At 41.1% G+C, this 19,821-nt stretch carries 19 protein-coding genes; 4 read left to right on the forward strand and 15 right to left on the reverse strand.

What is annotated here, in order from left to right; all coding sequences use genetic code 11:
- Positions 1-11: 11 nt before the first annotated feature.
- Entirely contained in the window at positions 12-629 is a 618-nt protein-coding gene (locus ABC361_RS13985) for a YitT family protein (protein WP_413074526.1), read from the forward strand.
- Between the two features lie 46 nt (positions 630-675).
- On the opposite strand, the gene mdh is transcribed toward ABC361_RS13985, so the two are convergent.
- From mdh to ABC361_RS14040, 11 genes are all read right to left on the reverse strand, one after another.
- Positions 676-1,620, reverse strand: a complete 945-nt coding sequence (gene mdh, locus ABC361_RS13990) for a malate dehydrogenase (protein ID WP_255223612.1) — start codon at positions 1,618-1,620, stop codon at positions 676-678.
- 42 nt (positions 1,621-1,662) lie between these two features.
- Positions 1,663-2,928, reverse strand: coding sequence for an NADP-dependent isocitrate dehydrogenase (icd, locus tag ABC361_RS13995; protein WP_255223613.1), 1,266 nt, complete (start codon positions 2,926-2,928; stop codon positions 1,663-1,665).
- Between the two features lie 69 nt (positions 2,929-2,997).
- Positions 2,998-4,113, reverse strand: coding sequence for a citrate synthase (gene citZ, locus ABC361_RS14000; RefSeq protein WP_413074527.1), 1,116 nt, complete (start codon positions 4,111-4,113; stop codon positions 2,998-3,000).
- Between the two features lie 346 nt (positions 4,114-4,459).
- Positions 4,460-4,858, reverse strand: a complete 399-nt coding sequence (locus ABC361_RS14005) for an FxsA family protein (protein WP_099301484.1) — start codon at positions 4,856-4,858, stop codon at positions 4,460-4,462.
- Positions 4,859-4,918: 60 nt separating this feature from the next.
- Entirely contained in the window at positions 4,919-6,673 is a 1,755-nt protein-coding gene (gene pyk, locus ABC361_RS14010; protein ID WP_413074528.1) for a pyruvate kinase, read from the reverse strand.
- 23 nt (positions 6,674-6,696) lie between these two features.
- Positions 6,697-7,656, reverse strand: a complete 960-nt coding sequence (gene pfkA, locus ABC361_RS14015; RefSeq protein WP_413074529.1) for a 6-phosphofructokinase — start codon at positions 7,654-7,656, stop codon at positions 6,697-6,699.
- Between the two features lie 141 nt (positions 7,657-7,797).
- Positions 7,798-8,775 carry an acetyl-CoA carboxylase carboxyl transferase subunit alpha gene (accA, locus tag ABC361_RS14020; protein ID WP_255223614.1) on the reverse strand — a complete coding sequence of 326 codons (978 nt, stop codon included), beginning with the start codon at positions 8,773-8,775 and terminating at the stop codon, positions 7,798-7,800.
- Positions 8,776-8,790: 15 nt separating this feature from the next.
- Positions 8,791-9,636 carry an acetyl-CoA carboxylase, carboxyltransferase subunit beta gene (gene accD / locus ABC361_RS14025; RefSeq protein WP_413074530.1) on the reverse strand — a complete coding sequence of 282 codons (846 nt, stop codon included), beginning with the start codon at positions 9,634-9,636 and terminating at the stop codon, positions 8,791-8,793.
- 23 nt (positions 9,637-9,659) lie between these two features.
- Positions 9,660-10,319 (reverse strand): FadR/GntR family transcriptional regulator, encoded by a 660-nt coding sequence (locus ABC361_RS14030; protein WP_413074531.1) that lies wholly within the window; start codon positions 10,317-10,319, stop codon positions 9,660-9,662.
- A 9-nt stretch (positions 10,320-10,328) separates the two neighbouring features.
- Positions 10,329-11,531 (reverse strand): NADP-dependent malic enzyme, encoded by a 1,203-nt coding sequence (gene ystJ / locus ABC361_RS14035; protein WP_255225383.1) that lies wholly within the window; start codon positions 11,529-11,531, stop codon positions 10,329-10,331.
- A gap of 141 nt (positions 11,532-11,672) precedes the next feature.
- A complete protein-coding gene (locus tag ABC361_RS14040) occupies positions 11,673-14,948 on the reverse strand; it encodes a DNA polymerase III subunit alpha (RefSeq protein WP_413074532.1) in 3,276 nt (1,091 codons plus the stop codon).
- A gap of 100 nt (positions 14,949-15,048) precedes the next feature.
- Between ABC361_RS14040 and ABC361_RS14045 the strand changes: the two genes are divergently transcribed.
- Positions 15,049-15,384, forward strand: a complete 336-nt coding sequence (locus ABC361_RS14045; protein WP_099302146.1) for a YtrH family sporulation protein — start codon at positions 15,049-15,051, stop codon at positions 15,382-15,384.
- Entirely contained in the window at positions 15,384-15,902 is a 519-nt protein-coding gene (ytrI, locus tag ABC361_RS14050) for a sporulation membrane protein YtrI (protein WP_413074533.1), read from the forward strand. The genes ABC361_RS14045 and ytrI overlap by 1 nt, the downstream gene beginning before the upstream one ends.
- A 26-nt stretch (positions 15,903-15,928) precedes the next feature.
- On the opposite strand, the gene ABC361_RS14055 is transcribed toward ytrI, so the two are convergent.
- Entirely contained in the window at positions 15,929-16,864 is a 936-nt protein-coding gene (locus tag ABC361_RS14055; protein WP_413074534.1) for a DHH family phosphoesterase, read from the reverse strand.
- An 83-nt stretch (positions 16,865-16,947) separates the two neighbouring features.
- Here ABC361_RS14055 and ABC361_RS14060 point away from each other — a divergent pair, with 83 nt between their 5' ends.
- Positions 16,948-17,235, forward strand: a complete 288-nt coding sequence (locus ABC361_RS14060; protein ID WP_413074535.1) for a YtpI family protein — start codon at positions 16,948-16,950, stop codon at positions 17,233-17,235.
- A 120-nt stretch (positions 17,236-17,355) separates the two neighbouring features.
- Here the strand turns inward: ABC361_RS14060 and ABC361_RS14065 are convergent, their stop codons facing one another.
- The 3 genes from ABC361_RS14065 to ABC361_RS14075 all read right to left on the reverse strand — a co-directional run bounded on the left by ABC361_RS14065 (position 17,356) and on the right by ABC361_RS14075 (position 19,760).
- Positions 17,356-18,666 carry a DRTGG domain-containing protein gene (locus ABC361_RS14065; protein ID WP_413074536.1) on the reverse strand — a complete coding sequence of 437 codons (1,311 nt, stop codon included), beginning with the start codon at positions 18,664-18,666 and terminating at the stop codon, positions 17,356-17,358.
- Between the two features lie 69 nt (positions 18,667-18,735).
- A complete protein-coding gene (locus ABC361_RS14070) occupies positions 18,736-18,975 on the reverse strand; it encodes a hypothetical protein (protein ID WP_099301495.1) in 240 nt (79 codons plus the stop codon).
- Between the two features lie 98 nt (positions 18,976-19,073).
- On the reverse strand, positions 19,074-19,760 hold the full coding sequence (locus ABC361_RS14075; RefSeq protein ID WP_099301496.1) for a metal-dependent hydrolase: 687 nt from the start codon (positions 19,758-19,760) through the stop codon (positions 19,074-19,076).
- Between the last annotated feature and the right edge of the window lie 61 nt (positions 19,761-19,821).

Raw genomic sequence — 19,821 nt, forward strand, 5'->3', positions numbered from 1 at the left:
AAGGTGATTACATGAACTTTATTAAAAAGATGGCATCCATTTTGGCTGGCTGCTTTATCGTCGCAATTGGCGTACTCTTATTGCGCCACGCTGGACTTGTTACTGGAGGTACGGCAGGATTAACGTTAACCCTCTCCTATTTAATTAGTCTCCCCTTTTCTCTCTTGTTTTTCCTAGTAAACATACCGTTTTACATTTTCTCATTTATGCGAATGGGTTTATCCTTTACGATCATTACAGCGCTCTCCGTTACATTGTTATCGCTTTTAACAGCTGTGGATACATTTTTACCTAGTTTTACGGTTCCTATGTTTGCAGGCGCTGTTTTTGGCGGATTATCTATTGGCTTAGGACTAACACTACTCTTTAAAAATCAAGCATCTCTTGGTGGCGCAAATATCTTAGCGTTATTTCTACAGAAAAAAGCGGGCATTGACCCTGGAAAAACAAATTTTCTTTTTGACGCTACGGTTGTCCTGCTTAGCTTCCTCGTTATTGGGGTTATACCTGGGTTGCTTTCAATCTTATCAATTGTGATTACATCGAAAGTCATTAGCCTATTTAAAAACAGTTTCGTTAAAAACGAGAAAACCGTAAAAATTAAAAAGCCTGCTGTTGCTAGAGCATAACTATAAAAACAAACAAAAAAGCCTCTAGCAAGAGGCTTTTTTGTTTTTATGCAGTTGGTAAAGCACCCATAACGTTTCGAACTGAATCGGCAGATTTCTCAAGCTGACTTTGTTCGTCCGCTGTTAATTCGAGTTCAATCACCTTTTCGATTCCATCACCACCAAGGATGGTCGGCACACCAAGATAAAGATCCTGCTGACCATATTCCCCTTCAAGATAAGCGATTGTAGGAATGACGCGTTTCTTATCTTTAACAATGGCTTCTACCATTTGTGTTAACGATGCAGCTGGTGCATAGTAGGCACTTCCGTTTCCAAGTAGGCCTACAATCTCTCCGCCACCTTTACGGGTACGTTCAACAATCTCTTCAATTCGCTCTGGAGAAAGTAGTGTTGAAAGCGGAACGCCTCCAGCAGCAGAATAACGAATTAACGGTACCATATCATCACCGTGACCACCGAGTACAAACCCCGTAATATCTTCTACTGAGAGGTTTAACTCTTCCGCAATAAAGGTTCGGAAGCGGGCTGTATCCAACACACCAGATTGTCCAATTACACGGTTTTTAGGAAGCCCAGATTCTTTGAATACGGTATATGTCATTGCATCTGCTGGGTTGGTTAAGACGATAATGTAGCAATCAGGCGAATGTTTCACAATTTCTTTTGTAACAGATTTCATGATTTTTGCATTAGTGGATACTAAATCATCTCGGCTCATTCCAGGTTTACGCGCAATTCCGGCTGTAATGACAACCACATCGGAACCTTTCGTGTCAGCGTAATCGGACGTACCAATTATGCGTGAATCAACTCCCTGTACAGGCGTTGATTCCATCATGTCTAACGCTTTCCCTTTTGTCGGGCCTTCCATATCCGGAATATCAACCAGCACAACGTCACCAAGTTCTTTTTGGGCAACCATTAATGCTGTTGTCGCCCCAGTGAATCCACTACCAATAATAGAAATTTTTCTACGTGTAATAGCCATGCTAACATCTCCTTACTCGAATTGTGGTTCGAACATTGACGTTTACAAGTTCTTGATTAGTTCATCCGCAAATCCAGAACAAGAAACTTCCGTTGCACCATCCATTAGACGAGCAAAGTCATACGTGACAACTTTACTTTCAATTGTTTTATCCATTGACGTCATGATCATATCTGCTGCTTCAATCCAGCCAAGGTGACGAAGAAGCAACTCACCTGATAGAAGGACAGACGATGGATTTACTTTATCTAAACCTGCATATTTTGGAGCTGTACCGTGTGTCGCTTCAAAAATAGCATGGCCAGTATCGTAGTTAATGTTTGCGCCTGGCGCAATTCCAATTCCACCAACTTGCGCAGCTAGTGCATCAGAGATGTAGTCACCGTTAAGGTTCATTGTTACAACAACATCAAATTCTTTTGGACGAGTTAAGATTTGCTGTAAAAAGATGTCGGCAATCGAATCTTTCACGATGATTTTCCCTGCTGCTTCAGCTTCACTTTGTGCTTGATCTGCAGCATCGCGGCCTTTTTCTTCAACGATTTTATCATACGCTGCCCATGTGAAAACTTTATCGCCGAACTCGCGCTCAGCTAGCTCGTACCCCCAGTTCTTAAATGAACCTTCCGTATACTTCATAATGTTTCCTTTGTGTACGAGCGTTACGCTCTTTCTGCCCTCATCTAACGCATACTGGATAGACGCACGTACAATACGCTCTGTACCTTCTTTCGATACTGGTTTAATCCCAATACCAGATGTTTCAGGGAAACGAATTTTGTTAATACCCATTTCATCTTGTAAGAAAGAAATGACTTTCTTCACTTCGTCAGAACCTTCTTGGAACTCGATACCAGCGTAAATATCTTCAGTGTTCTCACGGAAGATTGCCATATTTGTGTCTTCTGGACGCTTAACAGGTGATGGTACGCCTGTAAAATAACGAACGGGACGTAAGCACGTGTATAAATCAAGCTCTTGACGAAGCGCAACGTTTAATGAACGAATTCCACCACCAATTGGTGTTGTTAACGGTCCTTTAATCGCAATTAAGTATTCGCGAACCGCTTCTAATGTTTCAGAAGGCAACCATTCGCCTGTTTGGTTATATGCTTTTTCACCAGCTAAGATTTCTTTCCAGTGGATTTTGCGCTCGCCACCGTAAGCTTTTTCTACTGCTGCATCTAGTACACGAGAAGCTGCTGCCCAAATATCAGGACCAGTTCCATCTCCTTCAATATAAGGTACGATCGGCTCGTTTGGTACGTTTAATACACCATTATTTGTTTGAATTTTTTCTGCTGCCATGTTTCTATTCCCTCCATCCAAAATATGTAGAACGGAAAAACTCCGTCCATTTTTACATTAAACTAGTTGTTATCTTGATTCAATGGAAACATATGAACGTTTATCTGGACCAATATATTCTGCACGTGGTCGGATTAAACGATTGTTTGAGTATTGCTCTAGGATATGCGCCAACCAACCTGAAGTACGGCTCACTGCAAAAATTGGCGTAAACAAGTCATGTTTAATGCCGAGGCTGTGGTAAACCGTTGCAGAGTAAAAGTCAACGTTTGGTAGCAAACCTTTTTCTTTCGTAATCATTTCTTCAATTTGAATGGACATCTCATACCATTTTGTTTCGTTCACAACACTTGTTAATTGTTTTGACATATCACGTAAGTGCTTTGCACGTGGATCACCATTTTTGTAAACGCGGTGACCAAAGCCCATTATTTTTTCTTTGTTGTCTAATGCTTTTCTTAGGTAAGGCTCTACTTCTTCTGGTTCGTTAATATCCAGAAGCATATTCATTACCGCTTCATTCGCTCCACCGTGTAAAGGGCCTTTAAGCGCGCCAATTGCAGCCGTTAAGCCAGAATAAACATCTGATAAGGTTGCCACACATACACGAGCTGTGAACGTTGAGGCGTTAAGCTCATGATCAGCGTGCAAAACAAGTGCTTTATTAAATGCTTCTATCGAAAGATCATCAGGCGTCTCGCCATTCAGCATATACAGAAAATTCGCGGCAAAAGAAAGCTCTTGGTTCGGTTGAATTGGCTCTTGACCAGAGCGAATTCGTTCAAAACCTGTAACGATTGTCGGAATTTTCGCCTGAAGACGAATTGCTTTTTTGTAGTTTTCTTCTTCGTTCATCTTTTCTGCATCTGAGTCAAATAAACCAAGTGCCGAGATAGCAGAGCGTAATGCCGCCATTGGATGTACGTCTTTAATTGGATAGGCTTTCATTTGAGCGAAAATTTCTTCAGGAACTTCGGCTTCAGCAGCCAACTGCTCTGTAAACGATTTCAATTCTTCTTTGGTAGGAAGTTCGCCGTTCCAAAGTAAATAAATGACCTCTTCAAAGCTAGCATTTTCAGCTAAATCGTCAATGCCGTAGCCTTGATACGTTAATTCATCATCAATAATTGAACTTACGCTAGACTGTGTTGCTACAATACCTTCTAATCCACGAGTAGTAGTCACCTATATCTCTCCTTTTCTCTAATAAATCCTTCACCAGACGTATGGTACCCAAGTGAAGCGGTTTCGCAAAAGGATGCGAACTCTCCTATCTCCTTCATTATGAAAGAACTTGATTCGAACATGAATCTAGGAAATGCTCATAGTCTAGTAGACTAGACATAAGCCAAGCTTAAAACAACTTTCTTTAGGCTGTTTAATAAACCTACATCTTCTTATACCCATTAGCAAGATCTTTAAAAACCTTAAAACCATTAGGTACAATATGAGGTGCTTTTCGAACAACCTAAGCACTTCATATCATACCATAATTTTAAAATTACGGCTATAACCAGCATATTTTGACAAGTTATCTTCTTTTTATGACAATAAATTGCCCCTTGGCAATCCCTGTATGAATGGCTTTAAGCAGTCCAGCTTTAATGATTCCTCTTGTCCAAGGAATTAAGAAAAATGCACCTACTACATCTAAGAAGAAGCCTGGGAGCATAAGAAGCGCACCACCAATAAAAATACAGGCACCATCAATCAGCGCTTGACTAGGTACTTGTTGTTTCTGCATTTGCAATTGAGCTAAGCGTAGCACTTGCATTCCTTGTCGGCGTGCAAAGAGAAACCCTACGATACTCGTTGTAAGCATAGCTAAAATGGTGTACCATACACCAATCCACTGAACGGAAAGCACAATAAGCAACAGTTCAATTAAAGGAACACCAATTGCGATAGGGAACAGCAGTCGTTTCAACATACGTGCCTCCTCGATGATGATAAGCAAAAAGAAGAGCAAAGGCTCTTCTTTTTCTTTCTATTATAATACACGCGCTTTTCCGCTGTAAATGTTTCCGGTTTTTGCATCAACGGTTACTTCTTCACCGTCTGTGAATAAGGCTAGAGCACCTTCAACGCCAACAACAACAGGTGTGCTTAAGTTTAAGCCTACAACTGCAGCATGGGATGTCAACCCGCCTTCTTCCGTAATAACAGCTGCTGCTTTTTCAAACGCATCAATCATGTCTTTATCTGTTGACTTTGTCACTAATACTGCGCCTTCCGTCATTTTTGCATTTGCTTCTGCTGCATTTTCTGCAATAACGACTTTCCCTGCGCCAGAACGCTGTCCAATTCCTTGCCCTTTCGCTTTCACTTCACCAAGCACATGAACTTTTAATAAATTGGTTGTTCCTGTTTCACCAACTGGAACACCTGCTGTAATGACTACAAGATCACCTTGGGCAACATAGCCAGAACCAATCGCAGCTTCTACAGTTAAATCAAGCATTTCATCAGTTGAGCTTGCTTGTTTACCAAGTAAAGGCGTTACGCCCCATACTAAAGCCATCTTACGAAATGCTCTTTCATTGCTAGTAATAGCAAGAATTGGCGACTTTGGACGGAAACGAGACGTCATACGAGCTGTATGTCCACTTTCAGTTGCTGTTAAAATTGCAGTCGCATCTAAGTTCGAAGCAGTATGCGCAACAGATTGTCCAATTGCACTCGTAATCGTTTGCTTCGATTCTTTACTCTTCCTGCTAAGCATTTGCTCGTAGTTTAAAGCTTGTTCTGTACGACTTGCAATGTTATGCATCGTTTGAACCGATTCAACTGGATAATCTCCAGCAGCCGTTTCGCCTGACAACATGATTGCATCTGTGCCGTCAAAAATTGCGTTCGCTACATCACTAGCTTCAGCTCGTGTTGGGCGTGGGTTGCGTTGCATTGAATCAAGCATTTGTGTTGCTGTAATAACAGGTTTAGCAAGCTCATTACACTTGATAATCAGTTGCTTTTGTACAAGTGGTACTTCTTCGGCTGGAATTTCTACGCCAAGGTCCCCACGTGCAACCATTAGGCCATCAGACACTTCCAAAATTTCATCGATGTTATCAACACCCTCTTGATTTTCAATCTTAGGGATGATTGCAATATCCGCAGCACCATTCTTTTCAAGAAGCTCACGAATTTCTAATACATCAGACGCACGGCGGACAAATGACGCCGCAATAAAATCAACGTTTTGTTCAACACCGAACGTAATATCTGCTGCATCTTTCTCCGTCATACCTGGGAGGTTTACACTTACATTCGGTACGTTCACACCTTTTTTATTTTTCAACGTGCCGCTATTCATTACAACCGTTACGAGTTCATGATTGCGAACTTCTTTTACTTCAAGACCAATGAGGCCATCGTCTAGCAATAAGATGCTGCCCGCATGTACATCATTTACAAGTCCTGGGTATGTGATCGAAATTTTTTCTGTTGTTCCGACAACTTCTTCCATAGAAACAACTAATTCTTGTCCTTTTTCAAGCTCGATTGCACCATTCTCGACGGTCTGTGTACGAATTTCTGGACCTTTTGTATCAAGTAAAATCGCTACAGTTTTACCTGCTTTTTCCGAAGCTTCACGGATATTGCGAATACGTGCCCCATGCTCCTCGAAGTCTCCGTGTGAAAAGTTTAAACGTGCTACGTTCATGCCAGCATCAATTAATGATACGAGTTGGTCGACCGACTCACTAGCTGGTCCAATTGTACATACGATTTTTGTTTTACGCATTTTGTTCCTCCTACAAATTCTTCTTAAATAGATAGCTCTTGTGAGAGCTTGTACATATTTGTATCAATCTTATGGGGTTGATCTAAAATGTCATTAATAGAATGGTATACAATTTCATTACGTTGTATCCCTACAGTCATGCCCGCTTTTCCTTCAAGTAATAAGTCAACAGCTTTTGCAGCTAGACGACTAGCAAGAACACGGTCTGCTCCTGTTGGTGAACCACCACGTTGAATGTGGCCTAACACAGTGACCCGGGTTTCAACATTCATTTCTGCACTGATCTTCTCACCGAAATCGAAACCTGAACCAGCACCTTCAGCTACAATGATGATGCTGTGCTTTTTCCCACGTTCAACACCCCGTTTGATGTTAGCAAGAATAAGGTTCATATCATGTTCTTCTTCTGGAATGACAATGGTTTCTGCACCATCTGCAAGACCTGCCCAAAGTGCCAAGTCTCCAGCATGTCGACCCATTACTTCAATTACATACGTACGTTCATGAGACGTTGCAGTATCGCGAATTTTATCAATGGCGTCGATGATCGTATTAAGAGCTGTATCAAAACCGATTGTAAAGTCGGTTCCTGGAATATCGTTGTCAATCGTTCCTGGGACACCTACTGTTGGGAATCCATGCTCACTTAACTTTTGAGCGCCACGATAAGACCCGTCTCCACCAATCACGACAAGCCCTTCAATTCCAAATTTATTTAACTGCTCAATACCCTTTTTTTGACCTTCAAGTGTTTTAAATTCTTCACAACGTGCTGTATATAACATCGTACCACCGCGATGAATAATATCTCCTACAGAACCAAGCTCCATTTTCTTAATGTCGCCTTCAATTAACCCTTGGTAGCCATATGAAATACCATACACTTCAATTCCGTGATAGATTGCTTTTCGAACAACGGCGCGAATCGCTGCATTCATACCTGGTGAATCGCCACCACTTGTTAACACACCAATACGTTTCAATTCAGTTCCTCCTAACGAACACGAAGACAAAAAACATTGTCTCACATAGTCTCTGCAAGTAAAGATACCACTTTGATTTCACGAACACAAGTGTTACCACACTACAAAAAATGCTTTCATATCAATGAAAGCACTTCCAAATCATTTTGATTCTGCTTTGATTCGTTTATCGGAGATTTGTCCCATTTTCTTGTATTTTTCATACCGCTCATCTAAAAGTGACTCTACAGATTTTGCTTTCAAATCCGCTAATGCATCGCGCAAAATTTGCTTCATACTAGCTGCTTGTTCATGTACATCTCGTTGAGCCCCACCTTTTGGTTCTTCAATGATTGAGTCAATGACACCCAGCTCATATAAATCAGGCGCTGTAATTTTCATCGTTTCAGCTGCTCTTTTCGCTTGCGTAGAATCCTTCCAAAGCAATGCCGCTGCACCTTCAGGAGAAATAACAGAGTACGTTGAGTTTTCTAGCATATAAATGCGGTCGGCAACACCAAGTGCTAATGCACCACCACTTCCGCCTTCTCCAATGACAATACTTATCGTTGGCACTTTTAACCCTGCCATCATAAGAAGGTTTCGTGCAATGGCTTCACTTTGCCCTCGTTCCTCAGCGGATTTACCTGGATACGCTCCTTTTGTATCAATAAAACAAACGATAGGTCGATTAAACTTTTCTGCTTGCTTCATTAAGCGCAACGCTTTCCGATAGCCTTCAGGGTGTGGCGATCCAAAGTAACGCATAATGTTCTCTTTTGTATCTTTTCCTCGTTGATGGCCAATAACGGTTACTGGCTGGTCATCAAATGTAGCAATTCCTGCGACAATTGCTTTATCATCACCGAATAAACGATCACCGTGGAGTTCTAAGAAATTGGAAAACATTAACTCAATATAGTCAAGGCTCGTTGGACGCTCATGATCTCGAGCAATTTGAACCCGTTCCCACGGCTGAATATTCGTATAAACCGTTTCTTCTAATTCGCGTAAACGAGTCTCCATTTTATGAATTTCAGAACTTAAATCCAGTTCCTTTTCTTTTGCAAATTTCCGTAGCTCGTCGATTTTATTTCGAAGCTCAATCACTGGTTTTTCAAACTCTTTTTCCGTCGTCATGTTCGCTCCCCCTATCTACTGGTGAATTGCCAACACGGTTGTTAGCGTCTCTTTCATTTCAAGTCGCGGGATCACTCGATCTAATTGCCCATGCTCTAATAAGAATTCGGCAGTTTGAAAATCTTCTGGAAGCTCTTCTCGTATCGTTTGTTCAATGATTCGACGCCCAGCAAATCCGACCAACGCTTTTGGCTCTGCAAAATTATAATCCCCTAGTGAAGCAAAACTAGCGGAGACGCCTCCTGTTGTTGGATGGGTCATGACAGAAATAAATAGACCGCCATTTCGATCTAGCCGTTCAAGGGCCGCACTTGTTTTTGCCATTTGCATCAAACTAATCATGCCTTCTTGCATACGCGCACCACCAGATGCCGCAACGATAATAAGCGGGTATTTTGTTTCTAGCGCCCGTTCAGCTGCTCGCGTTAGCTTTTCACCAACGGCAGCACCCATGCTTGCCATACGAAAATCAGGGTCCATGACTGCTAGTACGACAGAGTAGCCACTCATTTCTCCTTCTCCTGAAACGCAGGCTTCTTTTAATCCCGTTTTTTCACGGTCTTTTTCTAGCTTGCCTTCATAATCAGGAAACCCAAGTGGGTTACCGCCAACCACATCTGCATCCATTTCTTTAAACGTGCCTTCGTCTATTAACGATTCAATGCGCTCCCACGCGCCCATTCTATGATGGTGTCCGCATGTACGGCATACACTTAAATTCTTTTTTAAGTCTTTCGTGTACATAATCGTCCGACATGATGGACATTTTGTCATTAATCCTTCTGGCACTTCTTGCTTTGCTCGCTCAGATGGAATGGTTGCATATCGCTTCTTTTTCTTTGAAAACATATCTTTTAACATGGAATCGCTCCTTGCTATATCCTTTAAAAACGGCTGTTTTTCAAGTGATGACTCATCGCTTCTAACGCCTCTTTTACTTCTCGATGCTTAATGGCTTCCACGACTAGCTCGTGCTCTTTAATGGACTCAGGCGGTCTTCCTTTGCGTTCTAAAGATTCTTTAATCGCTTCTTTATTAAACGCCACAAGCGATTTCCATATGTTGTAGAGCAAGACATTTCCACATGCTCGTACAATGGTTTCGTGGAATTGATAATCTGCTTCTACTGGAAAATCGCCATGACTCCATTTTAATTTTGAGTGCGTAATGAATTCATCTAGTTGTTGAATTTCTTCCGGTGAAATGCGATAAATTGCTAATTTTAACGCTTCTAACTCTACAATTCGCCTTGTCTCACTTAAATCCTTCCTTGCTTGGTCGTCTTTTAAAATAAAAGATAACAGCAAATCCACTAATCGATAGCTTGAAGTTGCCTTCATGAAAGTCCCTTCGCCTCTTTTAGTCTCAATAATATCTAGAAGTTCAAGACCACGCAGCGCCTCACGAATGGAGGAGCGACCGACTTGAAGTCGGTCGCTTAATTCTCTTTCCGATGGTAGCTTATCGCCACTTTTTAAGTCGTCATGCTGAATAATCTCGCTAAGGGCACGAATAATTTCGATGTAGCGCTTATCGGTAGCCATTGTGCCTCCTTAATCGATGATCGTCAACTGTCTTGTTTTCTCCGCAACCTCTTCTGGATCAACTTTCACTCTTGATACACCTGTCTCCATTGCTTTTTTCGCAACAGCAGCTGCAACTGCTGGGGCAACGCGAGGATCAAATGGTGCAGGAATGACATAGTCAGCTGTTAAGTCTTTTTCATCAACTAAGTTTGCAATGGCATAAACAGCTGCGACTTTCATCTCTTCATTTATATGCGTAGCTCGTACATCTAATGCCCCTCTAAAAATTCCAGGGAATGCAAGTACGTTATTCACTTGGTTTGGAAAATCTGAACGACCTGTTCCAATAACAGATGCGCCAGCTGCTTTCGCGTCTTCTGGCATAATTTCTGGCACTGGATTCGCCATTGCAAAAATAATTGGGTCGACGTTCATACTTTCAACCATTTCTTTTGTTACAGCTCCAGCAACAGATACACCAATAAAGACATCTGCATCTTTAATTACGTCTTCTAATTGTCCTTCTTGCTTATTCGGATTGGTACGCTTTGCAACTTGCTCTTTAACGCCGTTCATTCCATATGGACGACCTTCATAAATCGCACCTTTCGTATCGCACATCACAATATCACGAACGCCCATACGGAGCATCAGCTTAATAATCGCGATTCCTGCTGCTCCAGCTCCGTTCGCAACAACTTTGATTTCAGAAAGCTTTTTCCCGCTTAATTTTAACGCATTAATTAATCCAGCTAGGGTAACAATTGCTGTTCCATGCTGGTCGTCATGGAAAATCGGGATATTCGTTTCTTTCTTTAAACGTTCTTCAATAACAAAGCAATCAGGCGCTGCAATGTCTTCTAAATTAACGCCGCCGAATGTTGGCTCCAGCATTTTAACAGTATTGACAATCTCATCCACATCATTTGAACGCAAGCAAATAGGAAATGCATCCACGCCAGCGAATGATTTAAATAAAACTGCTTTTCCTTCCATTACTGGTAATGATGCTTCAGGACCAATATTCCCCAGTCCAAGTACCGCGGTACCGTTACTAACTACCGCAACCATGTTGCCTTTCATTGTATATTCATAAACCGATTCAACATCTTCAAAAATTTCCTTACAAGGTTCCGCTACTCCCGGGGAGTAAGCTAGACTCAAATCTCGAGCATCTTTAACAGGTACCTTTGCTTTTGATTCTAATTTCCCTTGATTAACACGGTGCATATGAAGCGCTTCTTCTCTAGTAGTAGGCACGATTCTCTCTCCTTTATAATGAAACCTGACTGGTCAGACCACCTAATGTTCGCTTTCTATTATAAACACGTTGCTTCCATCTGCCAATAGGTTGACAGAAAGTTCTTTCGCTCACGATTTATAATCGTCTTCTTCAACGTGAACATTTCCTTCGCCAAATAATCGTTTTAACAGCTGAAGCGTCCGCTTGCTTGGCTCAACAGCATACTTATCAGGCAGTTTAATTTTTGATTGATTTTTTTTTCGATAAAGGGTAACGGATGTCGCCCCCCGATCTCGACTCAATATATATTTTAGATCACTTAATTTTGTCGGAGTGTCTTGCTCAACCTCAATATGAATCGACAGACCCTTTTTTCTTTCTGAAGTTGGGAGCTGGTTTATATCTTTTGCTTGTTGAACAATAAATTGTTTTTTTCCTTCACGCTCTTCCACAACACCGTTTAACAGCACAAGACTTCCTTCCGTTATCACTTGCTCTACATCATGCCATACAGTAGGAAATACGACACAATCGCATTCCTCTGTCTCGTCACTTCCTACAAAAAAAGCCATTGCTTTTCCTTTTTTTGTTGTAATTTTCTTCACAGATTTAACTAAAACAGCGATCAGAATTTCTTTTCTTGACGGCGTCGCGTGAAGCAACGTTGTCCGTTGACTTTCATTTAACCGTTCTTTCACATTTTCAATCGGATGACCTGAAAAATAAAAGCCTAGCACTTCTCTTTCCCAACTTAATTCTTCCATCTTCGTAGACGGTTCGATCTCAATGAAAGCTGGTGTAACAGGGTTAATCGTAAACAGCCCACCTGCTGATTGTTTAAAGTCCTCAATTTGTTTTGCAAAGGCAATCGCTTTATCAACATTTGCAAGAAGTACCGCTCTCGAAATGCCAAACAAATCACACGCCCCTGATTTAACAAGCGCCGTCAAAACTTGTTGGTTAACCGCTGGTGAATACACGCTAGCGACAAACGCAAAAAAATCTGCAAACGACTGCGTACTCCCCTCTTTTATCCTTTCAACAACGCGCTGCGTCACCATCGAGATTGGCAAGAGTCCAAAGCGAATACCTTGATCCTCGACTGAAAAAAGCACATCACTTTTCGTCACAGAAGGTGGGAGAACATCGACACCTGCTTTTCTGGCTTCATAAATATAGTTATATAATTTTTGATGATCTTGCCAGTTTGCTGAACACAGTGCTGCAAAAAACGCCTTCTGATAATGAACACGCAAATACGCAAGCCAATAACTAATCATACTGTAAGCCGTCGCATGGGACTTTGGAAATCCATAATTTGCGAATTTTTCAATGAGAGAAAAGAGATTAACAGCCTCTTCTTCTGTGTATCCTCGCTTGATCGATCGTTCAACAAAAGCATCTTTGTTCATTAGTTCACGTTGTTTTTTACTAATCGCTCGACGAAACACATCTGCTTCAGCAAGGCTATATCCTGCACTAATTTGAATTAATTGAATGATTTGCTCTTGGTACACAATGACTCCAAATGTCGATTGCAACACGCGGTTAATGGCTTCATGCTTCGAAAACTTCGTCTTGCGCTCATGCTTTCGCTGAATATAGTCTGGAATAAAAGTCATCGGACCTGGTCGATAAAGGGAAGTCGTCGCCACGATATCGTTAAAGCTCGATGGCTTTAATTGCTTTAAAACACGCCTCATTCCGTCTGATTCAAGCTGAAAAATCCCCGTTGAATCTCCTTCTTGTAATAAAGCAAACGTCTTTTCATCATCAAATGGAATTGCACGTAAGTCAATTTGTTGGCCAGTAGACTGCTTAATCATACGGAGCATTTGTTCAAGCAGTGTGAGGTTCCGTAAACCGAGAAAGTCAAACTTCACATAACCTAGCGCGTCAAGGCTTCCCATATCGGCTTGAGTAATAATCCGATCATCACTCCCATATTGCAGCGCGACTTTTTCCTTTAACGGCCGATCGCTAATAATGACTCCTGCTGCATGTGTGGATTCATGGCGAAGCATGCCTTCTAACTGTTTGCCATATGAAAGAAGCGTATGAAGGTCTATAGATTCAAAATTTAAAAATACACCTTTTGACTCCGCTTGTTCTAACGTTAAAGAGGCATCCATTGCTTTGGCAACTCGATCAACAAAGCCGCTATTCAACCCGAGCGCTTTTCCTGCATCACGGATTGACGCTCTTGCTGCAAACGTGCCAAATGTTAACACCTGTGCCACACGATCTTCCCCAAAACGCTCTCTCACATACTGAATGACATCATCACGCCGATAATCAGGAAAATCAATGTCAATATCCGGAAGCGATAATCGTTCAGGATTTAAAAATCGTTCAAATAAAAGTCCATGCTTTAACGGATCAACATCTGTAATAAAAAGCGAATATGCTACGAGGGAACTTGCAGAAGAACCCCTGCCTGGTCCGGTCCGTATCGCTGATTGATGTGCAAACTGCATAAAGTCTGCCACAATTAAAAAATACGACGAAAAACCAAGGTTATTAATAACGTTTAGCTCTTTTTGCAAACGTTCCACCGCTTCTTCTGATGGTTGATCATGATATCGACGAAGCATCCCTTGATAAGCTTTTTCATACAACAGTTGATTGGCGTCATCGCGATCTAAGCCGTCATAGGAAGGTATAACTGGTTCATGAAAAAGAGAAAACGTCTCAACACGTTCAGCAACGTTATCTGTTTCACGTAACATCACTTCTGAAAACGATTCGGCTTGTTTGTCTAATGATAACAAATACCCGTCTTCTAGCTCTTTTTCAATCACGACATGATCGACCGTTGTCCCTGTTCCAATCGCACGAATTAAACGATACAAAGAAAAGTCCTCCTCCTCTTTGAATCGGACAGGGGGAGCAGCGACACATAAAAGGTGATGGGCATCAGCAAACTCAACAAGCTGGTAATCTTGTACACCTCTTACCTCTAGCCGCCCCTCACTATGAGACGTAAGCGCTAACCACCGCTTATACCAATCTTTTGCCTGTATAAATGATTGCTCAGATAAAAAAATGAAGCATTCGGTTGAATACAGTTGAAACTGCTCATAAGAAATGCCCTTGTCTTTGCTTAACCCTATCGCTGAGCTAATTTCAATTAATTGCTGGTAGCCTTGCTCATTTTTTGCCAGTAGGCGAACGACAATCCGTACATCTTTCACAAGAACCGTGCATTCAAGGCCAATTAGGGGCTTTAAACCAGCTGCTTCGCATTCTTTCATAAAAGGATAGACGCCGCTTAATGTATGATAATCCGTTAAGCCAATATTGTTGTACCCTAATTGTTTTGCGTGCTGGACATAGGCTTTAATGGTTAACCCTGATTTTAAAAGACTATGTTCACTATAAATGTTTGAAAGTAAGGTGCTCAACACCATCACTCTCCTTTAAAGTCTAGTTGCAATAATAGTGTCATAAAAAAAGTAGTTTGTCCTTATATATAAGTATACATACAAATAGGTGGTGAGAATGATGCTTTTAACGAGAGAAATGCTTGCTCACTTAGTAATGAATTTCTTTATCGCCTTTGGTGTGATGATTGGTGGTGCCTTAATTGGTGGTATTGGTGCATTTTTAATTGGAAAGCCTGTTCTCAGTGAAATATTCAGCTTATCAAACAGTTTAAAAATATGGGCAATCGTTGCTGCGATTGGCGGTTCCTTTGACGCCATTACAAAAATTGAAAGTGGTTTGTTTAGCGGTGTTCATGAAGATATATACAGAACACTCGCTATGCTACTCGTTGCTTTTTGCGGCGCCCAGTCCGGATCCATTCTGCTGAGGTGGATCGTTGGTGATCCTGTCTAATGTTTGTTCCTAATTATTCCAAACATCGCGGGTGGCTCCGTTTTTTTTCCGGAATGATGATTGGCGCTTTAATTGGCTGGTCTTTCTTTATCGCTGAATATGGCCAAAAGCACGATCGCCTTTATAGCGAAATTGGAAAGAAAGACATTATTATTCAAGAACTTCAAGAAAAAAATGCCCAGTTCCTTAACGATTTAACGCTTCAAAACGAAGAAAATGCTCGACAATTAATCGTTCAAACGGTTTCTGTTACGATTTTAAATGCCGAGCGTTATCATCTTAGTCAACTAAATGTTTACGAACTCCGCCAACAAATTCTCAAAGAACTTCAACATTTGCAAGGGACAAATATTGAAACAATCGCAAGTTTAACAGAAGTGATGGAGAGTGCCGTTGAAAATAAAGTTTATCAACTAAACGACAATCAATACTCCGTAAAAATCACGCGAACTTACGCATTGCCAGAGTTTCGGATTGACGTAGAGATCATTGACGAAGAACAAAGAAGCAACCGCTAGCTTATCGATAACTTCGGTAAGCTTTTTTATATGTTTTGTTTCGCTAGTCCTCTTAACTTCCCAATAATGTCTTCTACTTCTTTCCAAGAGTAAGCCGTTGCACCAGCGGCTACAGGGTGACCTCCACCGTGATGTTGCTTGGCAATCTCGTTAATAACAATTGATTTTGAACGCAAACGCACGCGGATGCTTTCTTCCTCTTCCACAAAAAAGACCCACATTTGGATATCTTCAACGCCAGAGAAACAATTAACGAGTAAAGAAGACTCATTCGCCGTAACATGAAATGATTCAAGCGTTTCTTTTGGCAAACGCATGACCCCTACTTTGTCATCGAATAGTTCAAAATGCTGTAAAATATAGCCTTCTAATCGGACAAGGGGTAAGGAACGTCGGTAAAGCTGATTAAATAATTGCTGTGTGTCAATCCCTTGATCTAATAGAAGAGCCGTCCTTTTTAAAGTTTCGCCAGTCGTGTTTCGAAAACGAAATCTCCCTGTGTCTCCAACAATTCCAGCATAGAGTAAGAACGCTGCTTCTTCATTTAACGTCAGAACCGGTGTATCTTCTTGTAACGCTACAATGAGTTCAGAGGTCGAACTAACCGTTGTATCAACAAGCACAATATCGCCATAAGGTTCTTCGTTCGGATGGTGATCGAGCTTTATTAGCACCTCTCCCTTGTCATAGCGGTCATCGCTAATTCTAGCCGTGTTCGCTGTGTCGCATACAATCACAAGCGCACCTTCATAGCAGCTATCTTCAATAGAGTCCATTTCCCCTAAAAAGGTAAGGGAAGGTTCTTCTTCACCAACAGCGTAAACGTGTTTTTCTGGAAACGTTTGTTGGATCATTATTTTCAAGCCAATTTGCGATCCTAATGCATCTGGGTCTGGACGAACGTGTCGATGAATAATAACCGTTTCGAACTGCTCAATTTTTTCAATAATATGCTTAAACATGTGATAACCTCTTTCAATCAGAACTAGTCTTTTGTATTTATTAACTGTACAATAAGAGCAGAATGTTTTATAGGGGGATCTGTATGATCAATCAAATTCTTGTTATCATTGCGATCGTAGCTTTTCTATTATATCTTTTCAGCCGTATTAAGGCCTTTCGTTTAAACGATTCACTTGAAAAGAAAATTTTAGAATCACGGGCACAACTTGCTTTAGGGAGCGTTTTATTCGCCATCAGTATCATTTTGCTTTTCCTATCTGATTTCACCGCGATTCAACTAATCGTTGGCGGTATTTTCCTCTTAGTTGGTGGTATTAATGTGTACCACGGAATACGCGCACACAAACACTATACGGCTCAACTCCATTAAGAGAATCAAGAAGAGCCTTTACACACGCCAAATAAAAAAGATACATAATGAAAGACGAATTTCCAATAGGATCATTCGTCTTTTTAAGTGTCACACCCTTATATGCTACTCTCTTTTGTCCTACCCTTCAATTAACTGCGCGGTTAATAACGCTTTTCCAACAATCTCTCCCTCTCGATACACTTCCACATCGAATTTACCATGCTTCCGCCCTATTTCTAATAAGCGCGGAATGATTTTCACTTCTGTATCGATCTGCACAGGCTTCAAGAAATACAGCGTTAAATTTTCCACAACAATATCACCACGCTTATGCATGCGTAGCGTACGCCGGGCTCCTTCAATCATTATCGTTGTCATAACGCCATATGAAACAGTCCCTAGTTGATCCGTCATTTGAGGGCTAATCACAATATGATAGATCGGTTCCTGTTTGTTTTCAGTTACTTGCTCCATTCGGCTTGTGACAATTTCTTCTAAGGTTTCGCCCACATGCGGCTGTCTTTGCGTCGTTTGCATGGCTTTTAACACATCTTGTCTACTTACAACACCGATGAGCCTTCGTTGTCCATCGGTTACTGGCAATAGCTCAATTCCTTGCCATACCATAATATGAGCAACCGCAGCGATAGAGGTTTTCTCATTTACAGTAATAGGATTTTGAGTCATGACTTTTTCAATAGGTTGCTGTTTTAATTGATCAAACACATCTTTAGCAGCGACCATCCCTTGAACTTTTAATGTGGTGTCCACAACAGGATAACGGCTGTGACCTGTTTGTGTGTTTAGCTCTTGCCAATGCTGTACAGACTCACCTATTGTTAAATAATAGGTTTTTTCTAATGGAATTAAAATATCGTCGACAACCACAATTTCTTTTTTAATCAGCTGATCATAGATAGCTCGATTGATCATTGCAGCGACTGTAAATGTATCGTACGATGTGGATATAACAGGTAATTCTAATTCATCCGCAAGTTTAATGACGTCAGAACTCGTATCAAATCCACCTGTAATGAGCACAGCTGCTCCTGTTTCAAGCGCAATTTTATGGACTTGATATCGATTTCCGACAATGAGAAGATTTCCAGGTGATACATACCGCATCATTGCTTCTGTTTTCATGGCGCCAATAACGAATCGACTTAATGTCTTATGTAACCCTGATCGACCACCAAGAACTTGTCCATCCACGATATTGACGACTTCCGCGAATGTTAACTTCTCAATGTTTTCTTTCTTTTTTTTCTCTATTCGAATGGTACCAACTCGTTCTATTGTTGAAACGAGTCCTTGTGATTCTGCTTCTTTAATTGCCCGATAAGCTGTCCCTTCACTTACCGACATTGCTTTTGCAATTTGACGGACGGAAATCTTCCCTCCGATTGAAAGTTGAGTAATGTATTCAATAATTTGTTCATGTTTTGTCACTTTGGCACCACGCTTTCACCCTATCACTTCTTATAAGTATACGACTTGACATGGTGCCCTAGCAACTTCTTATCCATACTGTCTTAACTTTTTTACAGTAGATGCCTTTACCGTCATCTTTTGTTTCTTTTCGAGGCGCTGGGCTTTCAGAACAGCCAGTCCATTTCCAATTACAACAAGAAGACAAAATCCCACCCATGAAAAGGCAAAAACTTGGCTTAATCCAGCTTCTTTAAACGGCAAATGTTCAAAAGCGTAAGCACCCATAATACAAGCAAGCAATAGACAAATGATTCCACGTTGTTTCATCGTATCCCTCCTTGTCTACTACTTTATGATTATTGAACAGAAACATGACTAGAAAAAGCTGAAAACAGGCAAAAATCCTGCGTTCAGCTTCAAACAACTTATAGTTGAATTCCTTCTCCTGCTTCTAACAATTTCCCTTTTCCTTCTGGAAGACGCTCGACAAATGCTTTTGCATCTTGCTTAATTGGCGGGAAAGTGTTGAAGTGAATCGGCACAGCGAGTTTAGGGTTGACCCATTCAACTGCTGTTTCCGCATCGTCTGGTCCCATTGTAAAATTATCGCCCATTGGAACGAAGGCCACGTCAATGTCGTTTCGTTCACCTATCATTTTCAAATCACTAAATAAGGCTGTGTCGCCCATGTGATAAATCGTTTTTCCTTCTGCGGTAAATAAAATGCCACCTGGCATTCCGGTATAAACAATTTTTTGATTGTCTTCTTCTGTATACGAAGAACCATGGAACGCTTGCGTGAATTTCACTGTTCCAAAATCAAATTCATACGAACCGCCAATTGACATTGGATGAACCGATTCAACGCCTTGGAAACCCATATAGGTGGCAAGCTCCGCAACAGCAACAACTAACGCTCCCGAACGCTTTGCAATCTCCACTGTGTCTCCTACATGGTCATTATGACCATGAGTAAGAAGAATGACATCTGGGTTTTCTTCTTGCGCATTTAAATCTGTTTGTCCATTTCCTGTAATAAATGGATCAATAAGTATGGTCTTTCCATTTGTTTTAATTTTTACAACTGAATGTCCATGAAAACTTACATCCATTCTTGATCCCTCCAAATTCGTGTTCTATTTTCTTTACATAACCTGTTTACAATTAACCTAA

It is taken from the genome of Shouchella phoenicis (assembly GCF_047238345.1).
GTDB lineage: Bacteria > Bacillota > Bacilli > Bacillales > Bacillaceae_D > Shouchella.

Excerpts from the sequence above, each read along its gene's own strand:
- ABC361_RS14060 (WP_413074535.1), top strand. The coding sequence starts at position 16,948 with ATGATCAATCAAATTCTTGTTATCATTGCGATCGTAGCTTTTCTATTA.
- pyk (WP_413074528.1), bottom strand. The coding sequence starts at position 6,673 with ATGCGTAAAACAAAAATCGTATGTACAATTGGACCAGCTAGTGAGTCG.
- icd (WP_255223613.1), bottom strand. The coding sequence starts at position 2,928 with ATGGCAGCAGAAAAAATTCAAACAAATAATGGTGTATTAAACGTACCA.
- ABC361_RS14055 (WP_413074534.1), bottom strand. The coding sequence starts at position 16,864 with ATGTTTAAGCATATTATTGAAAAAATTGAGCAGTTCGAAACGGTTATT.
- ABC361_RS14045 (WP_099302146.1), top strand. The coding sequence starts at position 15,049 with ATGCTTTTAACGAGAGAAATGCTTGCTCACTTAGTAATGAATTTCTTT.
- ABC361_RS14030 (WP_413074531.1), bottom strand. The coding sequence starts at position 10,319 with ATGGCTACCGATAAGCGCTACATCGAAATTATTCGTGCCCTTAGCGAG.
- mdh (WP_255223612.1), bottom strand. The coding sequence starts at position 1,620 with ATGGCTATTACACGTAGAAAAATTTCTATTATTGGTAGTGGATTCACT.
- ABC361_RS14070 (WP_099301495.1), bottom strand. The coding sequence starts at position 18,975 with ATGAAACAACGTGGAATCATTTGTCTATTGCTTGCTTGTATTATGGGT.
- accA (WP_255223614.1), bottom strand. The coding sequence starts at position 8,775 with ATGACGACGGAAAAAGAGTTTGAAAAACCAGTGATTGAGCTTCGAAAT.
- ystJ (WP_255225383.1), bottom strand. The coding sequence starts at position 11,531 with ATGCACCGTGTTAATCAAGGGAAATTAGAATCAAAAGCAAAGGTACCT.
- ytrI (WP_413074533.1), top strand. The coding sequence starts at position 15,384 with ATGTTTGTTCCTAATTATTCCAAACATCGCGGGTGGCTCCGTTTTTTT.
- accD (WP_413074530.1), bottom strand. The coding sequence starts at position 9,636 with ATGTTAAAAGATATGTTTTCAAAGAAAAAGAAGCGATATGCAACCATT.
- ABC361_RS14005 (WP_099301484.1), bottom strand. The coding sequence starts at position 4,858 with ATGTTGAAACGACTGCTGTTCCCTATCGCAATTGGTGTTCCTTTAATT.
- ABC361_RS14075 (WP_099301496.1), bottom strand. The coding sequence starts at position 19,760 with ATGGATGTAAGTTTTCATGGACATTCAGTTGTAAAAATTAAAACAAAT.
- ABC361_RS13985 (WP_413074526.1), top strand. The coding sequence starts at position 12 with ATGAACTTTATTAAAAAGATGGCATCCATTTTGGCTGGCTGCTTTATC.